This is a genomic window from Cellulosimicrobium sp. SJTW-1 (assembly GCF_047716875.1).
Lineage (GTDB): Bacteria > Actinomycetota > Actinomycetes > Actinomycetales > Cellulomonadaceae > Cellulosimicrobium > Cellulosimicrobium funkei.
The window spans coordinates 2,380,435-2,398,090 of the sequence record NZ_CP136680.1; the positions used below are offsets into that span (position 1 = coordinate 2,380,435).

General features: G+C 77.1%; 12 protein-coding genes. 4 read left to right on the forward strand and 8 right to left on the reverse strand.

The window, feature by feature from the left end:
* The first annotated feature begins 252 nt into the window (after positions 1–252).
* The 3 genes from RSE42_RS10875 to RSE42_RS10885 all read left to right on the forward strand — a co-directional run bounded on the left by RSE42_RS10875 (position 253) and on the right by RSE42_RS10885 (position 2,597).
* Positions 253–1,083, forward strand: coding sequence for a serine protein kinase RIO (locus RSE42_RS10875; RefSeq protein WP_415298887.1), 831 nt, complete (start codon positions 253–255; stop codon positions 1,081–1,083).
* A 39-nt stretch (positions 1,084–1,122) separates the two neighbouring features.
* Positions 1,123–2,133 (forward strand): Gfo/Idh/MocA family oxidoreductase, encoded by a 1,011-nt coding sequence (locus RSE42_RS10880; protein WP_415296187.1) that lies wholly within the window; start codon positions 1,123–1,125, stop codon positions 2,131–2,133.
* Between the two features lie 62 nt (positions 2,134–2,195).
* On the forward strand, positions 2,196–2,597 hold the full coding sequence (locus RSE42_RS10885; protein ID WP_074806972.1) for a hypothetical protein: 402 nt from the start codon (positions 2,196–2,198) through the stop codon (positions 2,595–2,597).
* Positions 2,598–2,715: 118 nt separating this feature from the next.
* On the opposite strand, the gene RSE42_RS10890 is transcribed toward RSE42_RS10885, so the two are convergent.
* The 4 genes from RSE42_RS10890 to RSE42_RS10905 all read right to left on the reverse strand — a co-directional run bounded on the left by RSE42_RS10890 (position 2,716) and on the right by RSE42_RS10905 (position 9,545).
* Complete coding sequence (locus RSE42_RS10890) at positions 2,716–3,000, reverse strand: hypothetical protein (RefSeq protein WP_415296189.1); 285 nt, start codon at positions 2,998–3,000, stop codon at positions 2,716–2,718.
* Between the two features lie 113 nt (positions 3,001–3,113).
* A complete protein-coding gene (locus RSE42_RS10895) occupies positions 3,114–6,764 on the reverse strand; it encodes an error-prone DNA polymerase (RefSeq protein WP_415296191.1) in 3,651 nt (1,216 codons plus the stop codon).
* The gene (locus tag RSE42_RS10900; protein ID WP_415296192.1) at positions 6,757–8,484 is read right to left on the reverse strand and encodes a DNA polymerase Y family protein; all 1,728 of its coding nucleotides are present in this window, start codon (positions 8,482–8,484) and stop codon (positions 6,757–6,759) included. The genes RSE42_RS10895 and RSE42_RS10900 overlap by 8 nt, the downstream gene beginning before the upstream one ends.
* A complete protein-coding gene (locus tag RSE42_RS10905; RefSeq protein WP_415296194.1) occupies positions 8,481–9,545 on the reverse strand; it encodes a hypothetical protein in 1,065 nt (354 codons plus the stop codon). Before RSE42_RS10905 ends, RSE42_RS10900 begins: the two co-directional genes overlap by 4 nt.
* Before the next feature lie 378 nt (positions 9,546–9,923).
* Between RSE42_RS10905 and RSE42_RS10910 the strand changes: the two genes are divergently transcribed.
* Positions 9,924–10,505: a YbaK/EbsC family protein gene (locus tag RSE42_RS10910; RefSeq protein ID WP_415296196.1), complete on the forward strand. Its 582-nt coding sequence runs from the start codon at positions 9,924–9,926 to the stop codon at positions 10,503–10,505.
* Positions 10,506–10,578: 73 nt separating this feature from the next.
* Here RSE42_RS10910 and helR read toward each other — a convergent pair whose 3' ends face one another.
* From helR to RSE42_RS10930, 4 genes are all read right to left on the reverse strand, one after another.
* Entirely contained in the window at positions 10,579–12,849 is a 2,271-nt protein-coding gene (gene helR / locus RSE42_RS10915; RefSeq protein ID WP_415298889.1) for an RNA polymerase recycling motor ATPase HelR, read from the reverse strand.
* Between the two features lie 426 nt (positions 12,850–13,275).
* A complete protein-coding gene (locus RSE42_RS10920) occupies positions 13,276–14,268 on the reverse strand; it encodes a siderophore-interacting protein (RefSeq protein WP_415296198.1) in 993 nt (330 codons plus the stop codon).
* An 80-nt stretch (positions 14,269–14,348) separates the two neighbouring features.
* The gene (locus RSE42_RS10925; protein WP_415298890.1) at positions 14,349–16,508 is read right to left on the reverse strand and encodes an iron ABC transporter permease; all 2,160 of its coding nucleotides are present in this window, start codon (positions 16,506–16,508) and stop codon (positions 14,349–14,351) included.
* A 106-nt stretch (positions 16,509–16,614) separates the two neighbouring features.
* Positions 16,615–17,613: an iron-siderophore ABC transporter substrate-binding protein gene (locus RSE42_RS10930; protein WP_043656895.1), complete on the reverse strand. Its 999-nt coding sequence runs from the start codon at positions 17,611–17,613 to the stop codon at positions 16,615–16,617.
* Positions 17,614–17,656 lie beyond the last annotated feature (43 nt).

The window sequence follows — 17,656 nt, forward strand, 5'->3', positions numbered from 1 at the left end:
GCCATGAGCTGGACGACCCCCGCTCGCGTGTCCACCACCCCCGGGAGCACCCACCGCCGCTGACCGGTCCACGACCGCTCGCGACGACCGTCCCCGACCGCCCGCCCGGCGGCCGCGGCGACGCGCGCTCCCCTCCCCCGAGGAGCCCCCGTGCCCGAGCACGACCTGCCCTACCCCGACCTCTCCCTCCCGCCCGCCCTGGCGCGCGACCCCCGCACTCCCCCGCCGCGCCGCCTGCGGCGCCTCGCCGACCTGGCCGACGCCGAGGCCGAGGCCGGTGTCCTCGATGCGGCGCTCAGCGACGACCAACGCTGGTCCACGTGGTCCGCCGTCGAGAAGGGACAGCGCGGGCCGGAGCCGCGCCCCGACTGGGTGGTGACGGCCGACGCGGCCCTCGACACCGAGCTCGGCCTGCTCAAGACCGGCAAGGAGGCGGACGTCTTCCTCCTGGAGCGGGCGGTCCCCGGCGACCCCGCGCGCCGCAGCCTGCTCGCCGCGAAGCGCTACCGCGACCTCGACCACCGCTCGTTCCGGCGCGACACCGTCTACACCGAGGACCGCCGCGTGCGCCGGACGCGCGACCGTCGCGCCCTCGACCGCAAGTCGCGCTACGGCCGCCAGGTCGCGGCCGGGCAGTGGGCCGCCGCCGAGTTCGCCGCGCTGTGCGAGCTGTGGTCGGCCGGTGCGCCCGTCCCGTACCCCGTGCAGATCGACGGCGACGAGATCCTTATGGAGTTCGTCGGCACGTCCGACGGCGTCTCGCACGAGGCCGCGCCCCGGCTCGCGCGCACGCGGCCCGACCGCGACCTCCTCGCGTCGTGGTGGGACCAGGTCCGCGACGCCATGGCCGTGCTCGCCCGGCTCGGCTACGCGCACGGCGACCTGTCGCCGTACAACGTCCTGGCGGACGGCGAGCGGATCGTCGTCATCGACCTGCCGCAGGTCGTGGACCTCGTGGCGAACCCGTTCGGCACCGAGCTCCTGCTGCGCGACTGCCGCACGATGTCCGCGTGGTTCGCCGGGCGCGGGCTCGAGGCGGACGCCGACGAGCTCTTCGCGGTGCTGCTCGCCCAGGCGTGGTGAGGACCGGGCGGCTCGGCCGTCCGTGCGACGATCGACCGCGTGCTGCGTCTCGCCCTCGTCGGTCTCGACTCGTCCCACGCCGACCACTACGTGCGGCTCGTGGCCGCCGAGCGGCGCTGGCCCGGCGTGCGGCTCGTGGCGCTCGTCGACGGGGAGCCCGGTCGCCGCGCGGAGCTCGCCGCGGCCGGCGGGCTGCTCCTGGACGCGGGCGACGCCACCGTGCCCGACGTCGTCGGGCGCGTCGACGCCGCGATCGTCGCCCACCGCGCGGGGCGGCGGCACGGCGCCGCGACCCGTGCGCTCCTCGCGGCGGGCGTCCCGGTGCTCGTGGACAAGCCGTTCGCCGCGTCGGTGGCCGACGCGCGGGCGACGCTCGACGTGGCGCGCGCGCACGGCACGGCCGTGACGACGGCGTCCGCGCTGCGGTTCGCGCCCGAGGTCGCGGCGGCGCGCGCCGCCCTCGTGACCGTTGCCGAAGATCCCGTCGCGCCGCTCGTCACCGCAGCACCGGCGTCGCCACCCGGGCCAGCGGCGTCGCCGCCCGGACCCGCCGTCGAGGTGTCCGGCCCGGCGGACCCGCACGACGAGCGCGACGGGCTGTTCTTCCTCGGCATCCACGTCGTCGAGGCGGCGCGCGCCGTCGTCGGTGCGCCGCCCGGGGCGGCGTGGTCGCCGCCCGTCGTGACGCGCTCGGCGGACGGGATCGTCGCCACGACGCGGCTGGGCGGTGTCGACGTCCGCCTGCTCCTCCTGGACCCGGACACCCACCCCACCGCGGGGTTCGCGGTCGCGGTGCGCACGCCCCGCGGCGTCGAGCGCACCGAGGTCGTGCTCGACGCCGACTACCTCGCCCCGGTGGTCGAGCACGGGCTCGCGGTCCTCGCGCCCGGGACCACCACGACGACGCCTACCGCGGCGCGCACGACGGCGGACCCCGCCGATGACGCGGGCCGGGTCACCGACGACGCGGGCCGGGTCGCCGCCGAGCACGCGACGATCCTCGCCGACCTCGCGCTCCTCGAGCAGGTGGGCGCGGCCCTGCGGCCCTGACCCCGGGCCCCGGAGCTCCCGCCGCCCGCGCCGGGGCGCGGCGGACGGGGTAGAACGGGACCATGGAGCCCTCCACCGAGTCCTTCGACGCCGACGACGTCCGCACGTTCCTCACGACCTACGGCGTCGCGCTCTCGACGGGCGACCTCGACACGATCGGCGAGAGCTACGCCTTCCCGGCGCTCGTCGTCGGCACGACGGACGCGGTGCTCCTCGGCGACCCCGAGGACGTGCGCGCGTCGACGGCCGAGCTCGCCCGGGGGTTCCGCGAGCGCGGGCTCGTCGGCGTGGTCGCGCACCTCGTCGGGGTCGAGGAGGTCGGCGACGCGCTCGTCTGGGCGCACGCGCGCTGGAGCTACCGCGACGAGTACGCGAACGAGCAGGAGGCGCAGGAGGTGCGGTACCTGCTGCGCCGCGCGCGGGACACGTTCGAGGTGTGCGTCGCGGTGCCGGTCGGCCCGTAGCCGCGCCCGACCACGGCCGCACGACCGACCCCGGCACGACCGACCCCGGCACGACCGACCCCGGCACGACCAACCCACCGCACGACCGCGCCCGTCCACCGGCCGCGAGCGCCCCGGGTCAGGACAGCCGGTTGTCCCGGTCCTCCCACGGCGACGCGGCAGCCGACCGCCCGGGCGGGGTGACGTCGTCGGGCTGGAGCGCGCGCACGACGAACGACCCCGCGGCGAGCACGACGCCCCCGGTGAACGCGACCTGCAGCACGGTGAGCAGCACGCCCACGAACCAGGTGCCCGCCAACGGATAGGCGAGGTTCATGAGGCCGACGTTCTGGACGAGCGCGCTCCCGACGGTCAGGCCGAGCCCGGTCCAGAGCATCGTGCGGGCGGTGAGACGGGGCGGCATCACGGGCTTCCTCTCGTCGGCGAGACGGTCCGGGGCCGCGACGTCGGCGGACGTACGGCACCCGGTCCGTTCCTACCACGCCGCCCGCGGCGCCGCGGTCCCCGCCTCCCGCCTCAGCGGAAGTCGCGCGAGGTCGTGCCGACCTGGAGCGAGAGCGGCGCGAGGTGCTCCGCGACGAGGTTCGTGGCGCCGTCGGCCCGCTCGAGCCGCCCGCGCACGACGAGCGCCGCGGACCCGCGCGCGACCTTCCGGAACCGCTGCCACAGCCCGGGCGAGCACACGACGTTGAGGATGCCCGTCTCGTCCTCGAGCGAAAGGAACGTCACGCCTCCGGCTGTCCCGGGCCGTTGCCGGTGCGTGACGACGCCGCCCACGGCGACGCGCGACGGCGGGTGCGGGCGCGTGCCCGGCACCTCGCCCGCCGCGCGCTCCGCCTCGTCGACCTCCTCGATCTCGCGCGACACCGCCACGGCACCGACGACGGTGAGCACCCCGGCCGCGGTGAGGCCGTCGCGGACGTACTGCGTCGGGTAGGAGTCGGTCGACACGCCCGTGGCCCAGACGTCGGCGACGGCGGTCTCGACGTCGGTCATGCCGGGCAGCGCCGGCGCGTCGACGCCGACGCTCACACCCGGCAGCGTCCCCGGACCCTCCTGCGCGAGCGCGCCGGCCGCCCACAGCGCCTCGCGTCGCGTCACGCCGAGGCCGTCGGTTGCGCCGGCGGTCGCGAGCCCTTCGAGCTGGGCGGTCGTGAGGTCGACGCGCCGCACGAGGTCGCGCAGGTCGCTGAACGCCCGCCCCTCCCCCGGTGCCCCGCGCGCCGCGACGACGCGCTCAGCCGCGTCCTTCCCGAGCCCGCGCACGCTCGCGAGCCCGAGCCGCACCGCGAGCCCGAGGTCGGGCTCCGGCCCGTAGCGGGTATCGACCCCCGCCTCCCCGCCGAGCATGCGGCTGTCGCCCGTCCGGGCGCCAGGGCGGTCCGTACCCGCATGCTCGGCGGGCGCAGCCGCATGGTCGGCGGGCAGCCGCTCGACCGTCGCCTCGACGTCGGACGCGTTGACGTCGGGGCGCAGCACGGTGACGCCGTGGCGGCGCGCGTCCGCCACGAGAGACTGCGGCGAGTAGAACCCCATGGGCTGCGCCGCGAGCAGCCCCGCGTAGAACGCGGCGGGGTGGTGCACCTTGAGCCACGAGCTCGCGTAGACGAGGAACGCGAACGAGTACGCGTGCGACTCGGGGAACCCGAAGTCGGCGAACGCCTTGAGCTTGTCGTAGATCTCCTCGCGCACGGCCGGGTCGGTGACGCCCTTCTCCCGCATCCCGTCCATGAGCCGCCCCCGCAGCTCCTCCATGCGCTCGACCGACCGCTTGGACCCCATCGCGCGCCGGAGCTGGTCGGACTCCTTCGGGGAGAAGCCCGCGACGTCGATCGCCATCTGCATGAGCTGCTCCTGGAACAGCGGCACGCCCTTCGTCTTGCCGAGCGACTTCTCCAGCAGCGGGTGCAGGAACGTCACCTCCTCCCGGCCCCGCGCCCGGTTGATGTACGGGTGCACGGAGCCGCCCTGGATGGGACCCGGGCGGATGAGCGCGACCTCGATGACGATGTCGTAGAACGTCCGGGGCCGCAGGCGCGGGAGCGTCGCCATCTGCGCGCGCGACTCGACCTGGAACACGCCGACGGTGTCGGCCGCGCACAGCAGGTCGTACACCGCCGGGTCGTCCTCGGGCAGCGTGTGCAGCGCGAGGCGCGGCCCGCCCTCGTGCCGTTCCACGAGGTCGAACCCGATGCGCAGCGCCGTGAGCATCCCGAGGCCGAGGAGGTCGAACTTCACGAGCCCCGCGTCCGCGCAGTCCTCCTTGTCCCACTGCAGGACGGTGCGGCCCTCCATGCGCGCCCACTCCACGGGGCACACCTCGATGACGGGGCGGTCGCACATGACCATCCCGCCCGAGTGGATGCCCAGGTGCCGCGGGAGGCGCAGCATCCGGTCGGCGAGGTCGAGCACCGCGTCCGGGATCTCGCCCTCCTGCGCGGCCGACGGCGGCCGGTGCGCGGGCACGACGTCGTGCGTGTCGTCCGCGCGCAGGACGTCGCCCTCGTCCACGGCGAGCGGGTCGACGACGCGCGCGCCCCGGCCGGTGAGGTCGGGCGACCAGTCCCGGCTCCCCCACAGGCGCGACGTCGCGGCGTCCTTCCGGGCGGTGCGCGTCGTGACCCGCGGCGCGGCCGGGCCGGTGGGCCCCGGGGTCTTCGCCGCGATCGCCCGCTCCTTCGCCGCCCGGTCGGCCGCGGGCGACGACGGGTCGGGACCGCGCAGCGACCCCCACCGCTCGATCGACTTGCTCCACGCGTCGGCCTGCCCGACGTCGTACCCCAGCGCCCGGGCCGCGTCGCGCACCGCCGACTTCGGCCGGTAGGAGATGACGTTCGCGACCTGCGCGGCGTGCGTGCGCCCGAACGTCTCGTAGACGTGCTGGATGACCTCCTCGCGCCGTGCCGACTCGATGTCGATGTCGATGTCCGGCGGGCCGTCGCGCTCAGGAGCGAGGAAGCGCTCGAACAGCAGGCCGTGCTTCACCGCGTCGACGGCCGTGATGCCGAGCGCGTAGCAGACCGCGGAGTTCGCGGCCGAGCCGCGCCCCTGGGCGAGGATCCCGTTCCTGCGGCAGAACTCGACGAGGTCGTAGACCACGAGGAAGTACCCCGGGAAGTGCAGGTCCTCGATGACGCGCAGCTCGTGGTCGATCTGCGCCCACGCGCCCGTGATCTTCTCCTGGCCGCGCGGCCCGTACCGGTCCTCGCCGCCGCGCCGCACGAGCTCGCGCAGCCAGGTCGCCTCGGTGTGCCCGTCCGGCACCGGGTAGGGCGGCAGGTCGGGTGCGACGAGGTGCAGGTCGAACGCGCACTCGTCCCCCAGCGCCGCCGCGGTCGCGACGGCCTGCGGGTGCCGAGGGTGGCGCGCGAGCATCTCCGCCGCGGAGCGCAGGTGGGTCGTCGGGGCACCGGGCAGCCAGCCGTCGAGGTCGTCGAGCGACGAGCGCGCGCGCACGGCCGCGAGCGCCCCCGCGAGGTCGGCGTCGCGCGGGTGGGCGTAGTGCGCGGCGGTCGTCGCGACGAGCGGCAGGCGGGCGTCGGCGGCGAGGTCGGCGAGCGCCGCGTGGAGGTCGGCGTCGCGCGGGTCGTCGGTCGTGGTGATCTCGACGGCCACGTTGTCGGCGCCGAAGAGGGCGACGAGACGGTCGAGCTCGCGGCGGGCCGCGGCGCGCCCGGACGTGACGAGCGCGCGCCGCACCGCGCCCTTGCGGCACCCGGTGAGCACGAGCCACTGCCCGGCGGCCTCCGCCGCGAGCTGCTCGAGGCGGTAGTCGGCGGCGCCCTTGGTGCCCGTCGCGAGGTGCGCGGTCGCGATCGCGCGCGACAGGTTGCGGTAGCCCTGCGTGCCGCGCGCGAGCACGAGCAGGTGGGTCGAGCGCGGGTCGGGGACGCCGGTGGGCGGGTCGAGCACGGGCGCGCCGGTCGTGGTCGGCGCGGGCAGGTGCAGCTCGGACCCGAAGACGGTGGGGAGATTGACCTTGCGCGCGGCCTCGGCGAAGCGCACGACGCCGTACAGGCCGTCGTGGTCGGTGACGGCGAGCGCCGACAGCCCGAGCCGCGCGCCCTCGGCGGCGAGCTCCTCGGGGTGGGACGCGCCGTCGAGGAAGCTGAACGCGGAGTGCGCGTGGAGCTCGGCGTAGCGCGGGCCGGTGGTCCGGTCAGTCATACAGGCCCTCCACGGTCCACCGCCCGCGCGCGCTCGCGAGGAGCAGGCCGCGGCCGTCGTCGAGCAGGACCTGCACGTGCACGCGGCGCCGGGGCGCGGGCGTCCACCAGCGCTCGGCGAGCGGCCACGGCCCGGCCCAGTCCACGACGGCGCGCGCGGACCCGGGCCCGGGCAGCGCCGTCTCGTCCCGGGGCGCCGCCGCACGGCGCGGGCCCTCCTCCGGCGCGGGGGCCGGCCACCGCACGGTCGCGGGCTCGCCGCTCATCGCGAGGCGCGCGTCGACGACGACGGGCCGCCCGGCGTCGTCGAGCACGACGACGTCCTGCGGCTCGACGGGCACGAGCGCGGGGGCGGGGCTCGGCAGCGCGCCGGGCCACGGCAGGGCCGGGTCGCGCGGGCGCACGACGTCCTCCCCGAACGGCACGAGGTGCACGCGGTCGGTCGCGTCGCGGCCGCCCTGGACCTGGACGCGCAGGACGGCGTCGCCCCCGAGGATGCCCTGCACGCGCCCGAGCGCGCGGTGGGCCCGCGCGTCCTCGCCGCTCGACGCGCCCCACAGGCGCGGCTGCTCCGCCCCCGCGGGCACGACCTCCTCGGCCGTGAGGGACAGGCGGGCCAGCGGCGCGACGCCCGGGACGACGTCGGCCCCGCCGGGCGAGCCGCCCCGCTCTCCTCCGCGACCGCCCCCGCGCCCGGCCCGGGCCGCGCGCCCGGCGCGGACGGACGTGGTGGTGAGCCAGCCCTCGAGCTGCCACCGGACCTTGTCCGTGAGGCGCGCCGGGCTCATCGCGCCCGGCCCGTCGAGCCGCCAGGTGCGCTCGAGGTCGTCGCCCTCGACGGTCCGCGCCGTGATGCGCAGGCGCCCGGCGACGAGCGAGCGCGCGACGAGCTGGTCGTGCAGGTCCTCGGAGAGCCGCCGCGCGGCGAAGGTCGCGACGTCGACGCGCTCGGCGGGCGGGTCGAGCTCGGCGCTCACCGCGACGTCGGGCTCGACGCGGCGCCGCGCGGGCGGGCGCAGGTCCTCGCCGCGCGCGAGCCGGTGCGCCCACGCGCCGAGGTCGCCGAAGCGCCCCTCGACGGTCGCGGGCGGCAGGGCCGCGAGCGCCCCGAGGGTGCGCACGCCGAGCCGGCCCAGGAGGTCCACGAGCTCGTCGACCGCGACGGCGGCGTCCGGACGGGCGGTGACGTGCACGAGGTCGCGCGCGGGCCGCGGCGCGAGGAACGCGGCGGAGCGGCCGGGCGGGACGACGGCGGCGTCCCGCGCGGCGAGCACGGCGGCGAGGATGCCGTCGGCGACGCCCACCTGGCTCTCGTGGCCGGTGCGCTCGGCGACGCGCGCGACGAGCGCCTCCGCGAGCGCGGCGTCGGACCCGTGGTACCGGCTCGCCCGGGCGGCGGGCAGGAGCAGCAGGCCGGGTCGGGTGATCTCCAGCCCCGCGACGACGGTCTCGGCCGCGAGCGCGACGGGCTCGAACTCGCGGGCGTCGCGCGCGTCGTCGACGTCGAGCAGCTCGAGCTCGGGGCAGCACTCGCGGGCCCGACGGCGGCGCATGCCCCGGCGCACGCCGTGGGCGCGCGCGGTCGCGGAGACGGCGACGACGCGGCGGCCGTCGTGCGTCGCGGCGGGGACGTGCGCGGGGACGTCGCGCACCGCCATCGCCGCGAGCACCGGCCAGTCCGGCACCCACAGGGCCGCTGTGCGGGTCGGGCTCGTGGTCATCCGACGAGCCGGAGCCGGGAGGGCCGGTCGGGGTCGTCGACCCGGGCGGTCTCGTGGGCGGTCTCGGCGGTCCCGGCCGCGATGGCGCCGGTCCCGGCCGCGGGCCGGGGGCCGCGGGCGTCCTCGGCGAGGAACGCGGGCCAGTCCTCGTGGCCGAGCGGGAGCTCGACCTCGAGGCGCACGGGGCGCGCGGCTCCCCCGCGGCCCGCGCGCTCGACGACGAGGGTGCGACGGCGCAGCCAGCCCGCGCCGCGGTCCGCCCCGGACCAGCCGCCGCCCGTCACGGTGAGCGCGACGTGCGCGCCCGGCCACGTCCCCGCGGCGACGAGCAGCGCCCCGCGCTCGCGCGCCCGCGCGGCCAGGCGCCGTCGGTCGGGGTCGGTGAGGGCGGCGTCGGGCCCGACGACCACGACGTCCAGCCCGTCGACGAGCGCCGAGATCGCGAGCGCCGCGTCCGGGCCGGGCCGCGGGACGAGCACCACGCGGTCGAGGTCGGCGCCGGCGTCGGCGGCCGCGAGCAGCCCGACGGCGGGGAACCCGACGGCGGCGGTCCACGCCCCGGCCCGCGACGGCCGCGCGACGAGCGCGAGCAGGAGGCTCGTCGAGCCGCGCACCGCCAGCACGGTGCCGCGCTGCAGGGCGCCGAGCGGGAGGAGCGGCGCGAGCGCGTCGTGCACCGGCCACACCCGCTCGTCCGTGCCCGCGTCCCGGCTCGCGCCCGAGGTCCGGACGTGGCGGGTGCGGGCGCGCGCCGGAGGGTCGGGCGGCGCGGGGGCGGGCCGCACGACCGGGGAGGCGGCGGCGTCCGCGAGCGGGGCGACCTCGGCAAGCAGGGCGGTGCCGGCGCGCGGGGCGGTCTCGGTGCGCGGGACGACGGCCGGTGCCGCCGGGGCGGTGAGCGGTTCCGGGGCCGCGGGGGCGACGACGGGACGGTGTCGGCGGACCCCCGTACGCTCCTCCGCACGGCGCAGGACGGCACGGGCGCGCTCGGCCTTGTCGACGGCCGCAGCCGTCGGGCCTGGTGCCCCCGCCCGTTCGGCGGGGTCGGCGAGAAGGGTCATCTCGCCTCCCGGGGTGGTGCTCGGACGGGACGCGCACCGCGCGTCGACTGCTGCGGGCGGTGTGCTGCACCCGCTGGGTGTTCGAACAAACGTTCGAACACTTCCAGTGAACGACCGCCGCTCCGAGGTGTCAACTCCGCAGGTCGGGGCGCCTGCTTCGTCCGAGATGCCCACCCCAACCTTCGACCCCCACTGGAGACTTGCCCGAAACCCTCGACCTCTACCTGACCCTCCTTCCCCGCCGACCATGCGGCTGTCGCCCGTCCGGCGGGCGGCACGGGCTGCGACCGCATGCTCGGCGGGCTCGAGGGGCTCCGGGGTGTGTTCGGCATCCGGCCTCTCCCGCGCGGCGGCCCGCCGGGATGGCAGGCTGACGCCATGGACGCCCGCACGACCCTGCCCACGCTCGGCTCGCTCACCTGGGAGCCGGCGCTCGACCACCTCGACCTCGTCGCCCCCGTGACCGCCGACGCGCTGCGCCGGTGGGTCGACGCCGACCCGGACGTCGCGGCGCTCGTCGCCGTGACGGAGATCGACCCCGACCTCGCCGACACCGCGACGCTCAACACCGCGTTCGACCTGCCCGTCGAGGCGTCGGCGAACTGCGTCGTCGTGGGCGGCACCCGGGCGGGCGACGAGCGCATCGGCGCCGCCGTCGTGCGGGCCCACACGCGCGCCGACGTCAACACGCGCGTCCGCAAGCTGCTCGACGTGCGCAAGGCGTCGTTCCTGCCGACCGACCGCGCGACGGCGGAGTCCGGCATGGAGTACGGCGGCATCACGCCCGTCGGGCTGCCCGAGGGGTGGCGCGTGCTCGTCGACTCCCGCGTCGTGACCGACGGCGCGCTCGCGCTGATCGGCAGCGGCGTGCGGCACTCGAAGCTGCTGCTCCCCGGCGACCTGCTGGGCCGCCTGCCCGGCGTGGAGGTCGTCGAGGACCTGGCCGTCCCGGTCGCCTGACCCGTCCCACCCTGCCGAGCACGACCTGAGGCGCCCCGGGCACCCCCACCGGCCCTCAGGTCGTGCGCGGTGGTCAGCCTTCGAGGACGACGAGCCGCTGCGTCGCGCGCGTCATCGCGACGTAGCGGTCCACGGCGCCCTCGACGCCGTCGCCGAACGCCTGCGGCTCGACGAGCACCACGAGGTCGAACTCGAGGCCCTTCGCCGTCTCGGGCGTGAGCCACCGCACCCGCGCGGACCTCTCGCCCTCGCCACCGACGTCACCGACCCTGCCGTCCGACTCCTCGCCGGACGACCCGGACGGCCCGGACGGCCCGGACGGCTCGGTGGCGCCGATGACGCACGCCGTGCCGTCCGCGTGCTCGGCGAGCCACGCGCCGAGGACCGCGTCGAGGTCCGCGACCGCCCCGTGGGCGACGGGCACGCCCGTGCTGCGCACCGACGTCGGGACGTTCGCGTCCGGGATCGCGGCCCGGACGACGGGCTCCGCCTCGGCCATGATCTCCCGCGGCGTGCGGTAGTTGACGCTCAGCGACGCCTCCTCGACGCGGGCGAGGCCCACGCGCGCGAGCCGCTCGCGCCAGCCCTCGGGGAAGCCGTGGCGGGCCTGGGCCCGGTCCCCGACGACCGTGACGCTGCGCGACGGGCAGCGGCTGAGGACCATCTGCCACTCGGCGTCGGTGAGCTCCTGCGCCTCGTCGACGACGACGTGCGCGAAGGGCCCCGCGAGGCGGTCGGGCGTCGCGACGACGAGCGCGCCGTCGTCCACGAGCGCGTCGCGCAGGTCCTGGCCGCGCAGCATCTGCATGACCCCGAGCTCGCTGTCGTCGGTCGCCACGAGGTGGTCGACGACGTCGTCCATGCGCGCGCGCTCCGCCGCCACGGCGGCCTCGTTGCGGCGGCGTCGGCGTGACGCCTCCGGGTCGCCGAGCCGACGGCGCGCGGCGTCGAGCAGCGGGAGGTCCGCCGTCGTCCACGCGTGCGCGTCCGGGCGCTGGAGCGCGCGCACCTGCTCGGGCGTGAGCGACGGCGCGCACAGCCGCAGGTAGGCGGGCACGGACCACAGGTCGGCCACGAGGTCCGTCGGCTCCACGAGGGGCCACGCGCGGTCGAACGCGGCACCGAGCCCGCGGTGGCCGCGCAGGGCGCGGCGCACGTCGTCGGCCTCGACGTCGGCGCCGTCCTCCGCGGCTCCCCCGCAGGCCTTGTCCACGAGGATCTCGACGAGCGCGGCCCAGACGTCGTCGCGCGCCTCGTTGTGCGGGGTGCCCGGGTCGACGGACTCGAACGCCTCCGCCCAGTCGGCGGTGGAGAGCCAGACGCCGGCCCACGGCGTCTCGACCTCCATGCCCTCGGCGGGCGGACGTTCGGAGAACCGCACGGCGGGCTCGATCGCGGCGACGAGCTCGGCGGACGCCTTGAGCCGGGCCACCTCGGGGTCGGCCTCCGCGCGCGCCGTCGCGCCCTCGGGGACGAGGTCGCGCAGCGTGCAGGTCTGCACGCCCTCCTCGCCGAGGCCGGGCAGCACGTCGGCCACGTACGCGAGGTAGGGACGGCTGGGCCCGACGACGAGCACGCCGCCGCGCCCACCACCGCGTCCGCCAGCCTGCCCACCACCGCGCCCGCCAGCACGCCCACCCCCGTGCCCGCCGCCCACGTGCGGGTCGGCGTACAGCAGGTAGGCCGCGCGGTGCAGCGCCACGACCGTCTTGCCCGTGCCGGGGCCGCCGTCGACGACGAGCGCGCCGCGCGAGCCCGCGCGCACGATCGCGTCCTGGTCGGCCTGGATCGTGCCGAGCACGTCGCGCATCCGCGGCGACCTGCTCGCGCCGAGGCTCGCGACGAACGCCGACTGGTCGTCGAGCGCCGCGCTCGACCCGGCGCCGTCGGGCACGAGCTCCTCGTCCCAGTAGTCGGTGACGCGCCCGCGCGCCCACCGGTACCGGCGCCGCGCCGCGAGGCCGAGCGGCTGCGCGGGCGTGGCCGCGAAGTACGGCTCGGCGGCGCGCGAGCGCCAGTCGACGAGCAGGCGCTCCCCCGCCGGGTCGGTGAGGCCCACGCGGCCCACGTACACCGGCGCGGAGCCGTCGGCGAAGGTCATGCGGCCCAGGCACAGGTCGACGCCGTAGCGCTGGAGCAGCCGCAACCGGCTGCTGAGGCGGTGGATCTCCTGGTCGCGCTCGAGCGCCTCGGTGCCGCTCCCGCCCGGCGCGCGCCGGGCCGCGTCGAGACGCTGCGCGAGGTCGGCCACGGAGTGCTCGAGGCTCGCGGCGATCGCCGCGAAGTGGCGCTCGTCGGGGTCGACCAGCGCCGGGTCGGCCTTCGGGGCCAGCCGCGCGGGCAGGTCGAAGAACGGCGCGGGCCGCGGGTCCTGGTCCGCGGTGGAGTGGGTCGACGAGCGGCGGGACGGGTCGGTGGTGGCGGTCACGGGGGCGTCGGGCAACGTCATCAGCTCCGGTCCGGGTCCTGCGGAGGGACGCACGGGCCACGACGACCCGCGCACGAGCGGAGATTCTGCGCCCCCGAGGGGGCCTTGCCGCAAGACCCCCGGTGCGCTATACCTTGGAGAGGGAGGCCGGTCGAGCCTCCCTTTCTCGTTGCCGGACGTCGTGCCGGTGCGCTCGGTGCCGACGCTCTCGGCCCGGTCGTCGACCGCCCAGCGTCTGCGCGGCGCCGCACAGCCGACATGCGAGAAGTGGCCCCCTACCGTGCTCGGTGGGGGCCACTTCTCGTGTCTCGACGGGACCCTCGACAGGATCCCGGGAACGCCTCAGCTCTCGGCGCGGCCCTCGCGCCAGTAGCCCATGAACGCGACGGCGCGGCGGTCGACGCCGAGGTCGGCGACGAGGTGGCGGCGCAGCGTCTTGATGGCGCTTGCCTCGCCCGCGAGCCACGCGTAGAGGACGGTCTCCTCGTCGAGGAGCCCGGGGACCTCCCAGAGGATCGACGCGTCGACGTCGACGTCCTCGAGGTCCTCCGCGGTGCGGCACTGGACGGGCGGGTCCGTCCCGAGGACGCCCGCACCGAGCATGCGCGCGGCGGCCTCCTTGACGGCCGGCACGAGGCGCGCGCCGTGGGCGTCGTGCGGCCCGCCGGGGACGTGGTCGCGCGCGAGGAACGTCACGCGCACCCCGGGCGGGGTCACGAGGTCGCGCGCGTCGCCCACGTGCGGGACCTCGACGTAGACCTCGCCCCACGCGTCGGCGGGCAGGTCCTCGCAGATCGCCGCGATGGCGGGCAGCGCGGTCTCGTCGCCCGCGAGCAGGAGCGCGTGCGGGCGGGTGGGCGGGCGGAACTCGATGCCGCCGGCCGGGCCGTCGAACGTGGCGTCCGGGCCGAGCAGGACGAGCGGCGTGCCGACCTCGGCGGCGAGAGCCCAGCGCGACGCGGGGCCGGCGTCGCCGTGCAGCACGACGTCGACGTCGACCTCGCGCGCCTCGGGGCGCACCGCGACGGTCGTGTAGGTGCGCAGCGGGTTGCGGCGCTCCTCGGGCTGGTCGCGCCACGCGGCGTACCAGGACTCGGCGTCGCGCACGAGGTGCTCGTAGCCGCCGTCGGGCGCGGGGAGCACGAACTTGATCCGGACGTCGAGCCCCGGGTCGCCGAAGAGGTCGAGCTCCGGGCCGGTGAAGGTGAAGCGGCGGAAGCTCGGCGAGAGCTGCTCGACCCGCGCCACCTCGACGTCGAAGAAGCGCCAGGGGGCGGTCGCACGGGCGACGGGACGACGAGCGCGGGTGCGGGGTGCGACGACGGTCTGGCTCACACAGGTGAGGCTAACCTACGCGCCCACGGCGGGGTCAACCCGTCCGGGACGCGGACCTGCGCCCGGAGGGGTGAGACACGTCACGCTCCGCGGCCGCGGCTGCGCCAGAGCAGGTAGACGAAGTACGGCGCGCCCAGCAGCGCGGTGCCGAGACCCGCCGGGATCTGCCCGGGCGCGATGACGACGCGGCCCAGCGTGTCCGCGACGGACACGAGGAGGGCCCCGAGCAGCATCGCGACGGGCACGACCCGGGAGTGCCGCGACCCGACGAGCGCGCGGGCGGCGTGCGGCGCGACGAGGCCCACGAACGCGAGCGCCCCGATGGCGCACACGGCCGCGGCGGTGAGCAGCGCGGCGACGCCGAGCAGGAGCAGCCGCGTGCGGTCGAGCGCGACGCCGAGGACGCGCGGCGTGTCGTCGTCGAGCGCCACGACGTCGAGGTCGCGCCGGAACACCGCGGTGAGCGGGGTGAGCACGAGCAGCGCGAGCGCGACGGGGATCAGCTGCTCGAGCGTGCGCCCGTACGTGGAGCCCGACAGCCACGTGAGCGCGAGGTTCACGTCCCACGGCGCGACGACGACGACGACGAGCGTGATGATCGCCATTACCCCGGCCTGGGCGCCGATGCCGATGAGCACGAGCCGGTCGGAGCTCAGCCCGCCGCGGTAGGAGAGCCCGTAGACCAGCCCGAACACGGCGAAGGCCCCGAACGCGGCGGCGGCGGACATCGGCCAGATCCCGACGCCGGGGACGAGCAGGATCATCGTCACGGCACCGAGGCCGGCGCCCGACGTCACGCCGAGCAGGCTCGGCTCCGCGAGCGGGTTGCGGCACACGGCCTGCACGATCGTGCCGGCGAGCGCGAGCGCGGCGCCCGCGAGGAGGGCCGCGAGCACGCGCGGGACGCGCTGGTCGAGCACGAACGTCACGTGCCGGCCGGCGACGCCGGCCCACCAGTTCGCGACGTCGCCCAGCAGCACGACCCGGTCGCCGAGCAGGAGGCCCGCGACGGCGGCCGCGGCGACGGCGAGCGACAGGACGACCACGACCACGACGACCGCGCGCCGCGAGCGCGGCCGGCTCAGCGCACCGTGCCCGCCGCGCGACGACGCGGGCCCCGAGTCGCGCAGGCGGCGCGCGAGCCACACGAGCAGGATCGCGCCGAGGACGGTCGTGACGATGCCGGTCGGCACCGCGATCGAGAGCGTCCCGGGCAGCAGGAGGCGGAGCAGGACGTCGGCGCCGAGCACGACGACCACGCCGACGAGGGCCGCGAAGGGCAGGAGGAGGACGTGCCGCCCGAGCCCGGGCACGCGACGTGCGACGAGGCGGGCCACGACGGGCGCCGCGAGACCGACGAACCCGACCGGCCCGGCGACGGTCACGGCGATCGAGGCGAGCAGGACGGCGACGAGCACCGAGGCGACGCGCGTGCGGCGCACGTCGACGCCGAGGACGGTCGCGGCGTCGTCCCCGAGGCCGAGGAGGTCGAGCCGGCGCGCGAGGACGAGCGCGGCGAGGACGCCGACCACGACGACGGGCGTGGCCATCGTGACCGTGCGCGTGCCCGACTGGACGATCGAGCCGCTCCCCCACGCGAACAGGCCCATCGTCTCCTGCTCGAACAGCACGAGGAGGACCGTCGTCAGCGAGTGGAGCGCGAGCATGATGGCCGAGCCGGCGAGCACGAGCCGGGTCGGCCCGTCGGCGCCGCCGCGCGCCAGGACGAGCACGAGCCCGGCCGCGGCGAGCCCGCCGAGGAACGCGAGGCCGCCCTGGAGGTAGAACGGGACGGAGAGGCCGAACGCGGCGACCACGACGACCGTGAGGTAGGCGCCCGCGTTGACCGCGAGCGTGTCGGGCGACGCGAGCGGGTTGCGGGCGACCGACTGGAGCACCGCGCCGGCGACGCCGAGCGCGGCCCCCAGCAGCAGGCCGGCGAGGAGCCGCGGCACGCGCGACGCGACGAGGACGGCGACCGTCTGGTCGACCCCGTCTCCCCCGGTCGCGAGGCGCAGCAGGTCGAGCGGGCCGACGTCGGCCGTGCCCTGCGTAAGGTGCACGGCGGCGAGCACGAGCGCGACGACGACCGCCGCGAGGAACGCGCCCGCGACCCCGAGGCGCGACGTCCGCGCGCGGGGGGCGGCCGCCGTCGGGCCCGGGGCGGTGCCGGTGCCCGGAGGGACGCCGCCCTCCGGGCCGTCCGCGCCGGGGACGACGGCCGGAGCCGGGTCCTCCAGGAGGAGGGTGTCCGGCTCCGGCGCGGTGCGCTGCTCTCGCCTGCTCACAGTGGGTCTCGTCAGCCTTCTCGTCGTCCTGGCGTGGTACGCGCCCGGGGATGCCGCGTCAGGCCGTCAGGGCCTCGACGACCGCGTCGGCGTAGGCCGCGGCGGACAGCGGGCCGCCGAACATCCAGATGCCGTCGGGCAGACGGTGCACGTCGCCGGCCGTGACGAACGGGAGCTGCTCCCACACGGCGTTGCCGGCGAGGCCCTCCTCGAACGGGTTCGCCTCGGAGTCGCTCGCGACGTAGAGGAACTGCACGTCGCCGAGCTGGGTGAGGCCCTCGACGTCGGTCTGCGCGAGGCCGTAGTCGGGGTCGCCGCCCTCGGTCCAGGCGTTGACGAGGCCGATCTCCTCGCCGATGGCGCCGAAGAACGAGCCCGGCGTGTACATGCGGATCGAGACGGCGCCGTTCGTCACCCAGCCGTCGGCCATCGTGAACTCGGCCCCGGCGAGGCCCGCCTCGTCGAGCGCGGTGGTGGCCTCGGCGATCTTCGCGTCGTACTCCTCGAGCGCGGCGGCCGCCTCGTCCTCGCGGCCCGTCACGGTGCCGAGCGTCTCGACCGTGGAGCGCATGTAGCCGATGGGGTCCTCGCCGTCGGAGCCGCGCAGCGCGAGCACCGGCGCGACCTCCTCGATCTGCGCGATGACGTTCTCCGGCAGGTCCGTGGTCGTCACCACGAGGTCCGGCTCGAGCGCGGAGATCGCGTCGAGGCTCGGCTCGCCGCGCGTGCCGACGTCGGGCGTGCTCGCGTCGATCGGCGCGACGGTGTCCCACGTGTTGTAGCCCTCGACGTCCGCCTGGCCGACGGGCTCGACGCCCAGCGCCACGAGGTTCTCCGTGAGGCCCCACTCGAGCGAGACGATGTCGGTGGCCGGGGCGTCGAGGGTGACCTCGCCGCGCTCGTCGGTGACGGTGACCGGGCCGGACGCGGCGTCGGTCGTCGCGCCGTCGGACGAGCCGCCGGTCGCGGGCTCCTCGGTCGTGCCGCACGCGGTGAGCGCGAGCGCGGTCGCGAGCGCGACGGCGCCCACGGCGAGGGAACGGGTGGTCGAGCGCATGGGTGTCCTTCGGGTTCGGTGCGGAGACGGTGCGGAGGAGTAC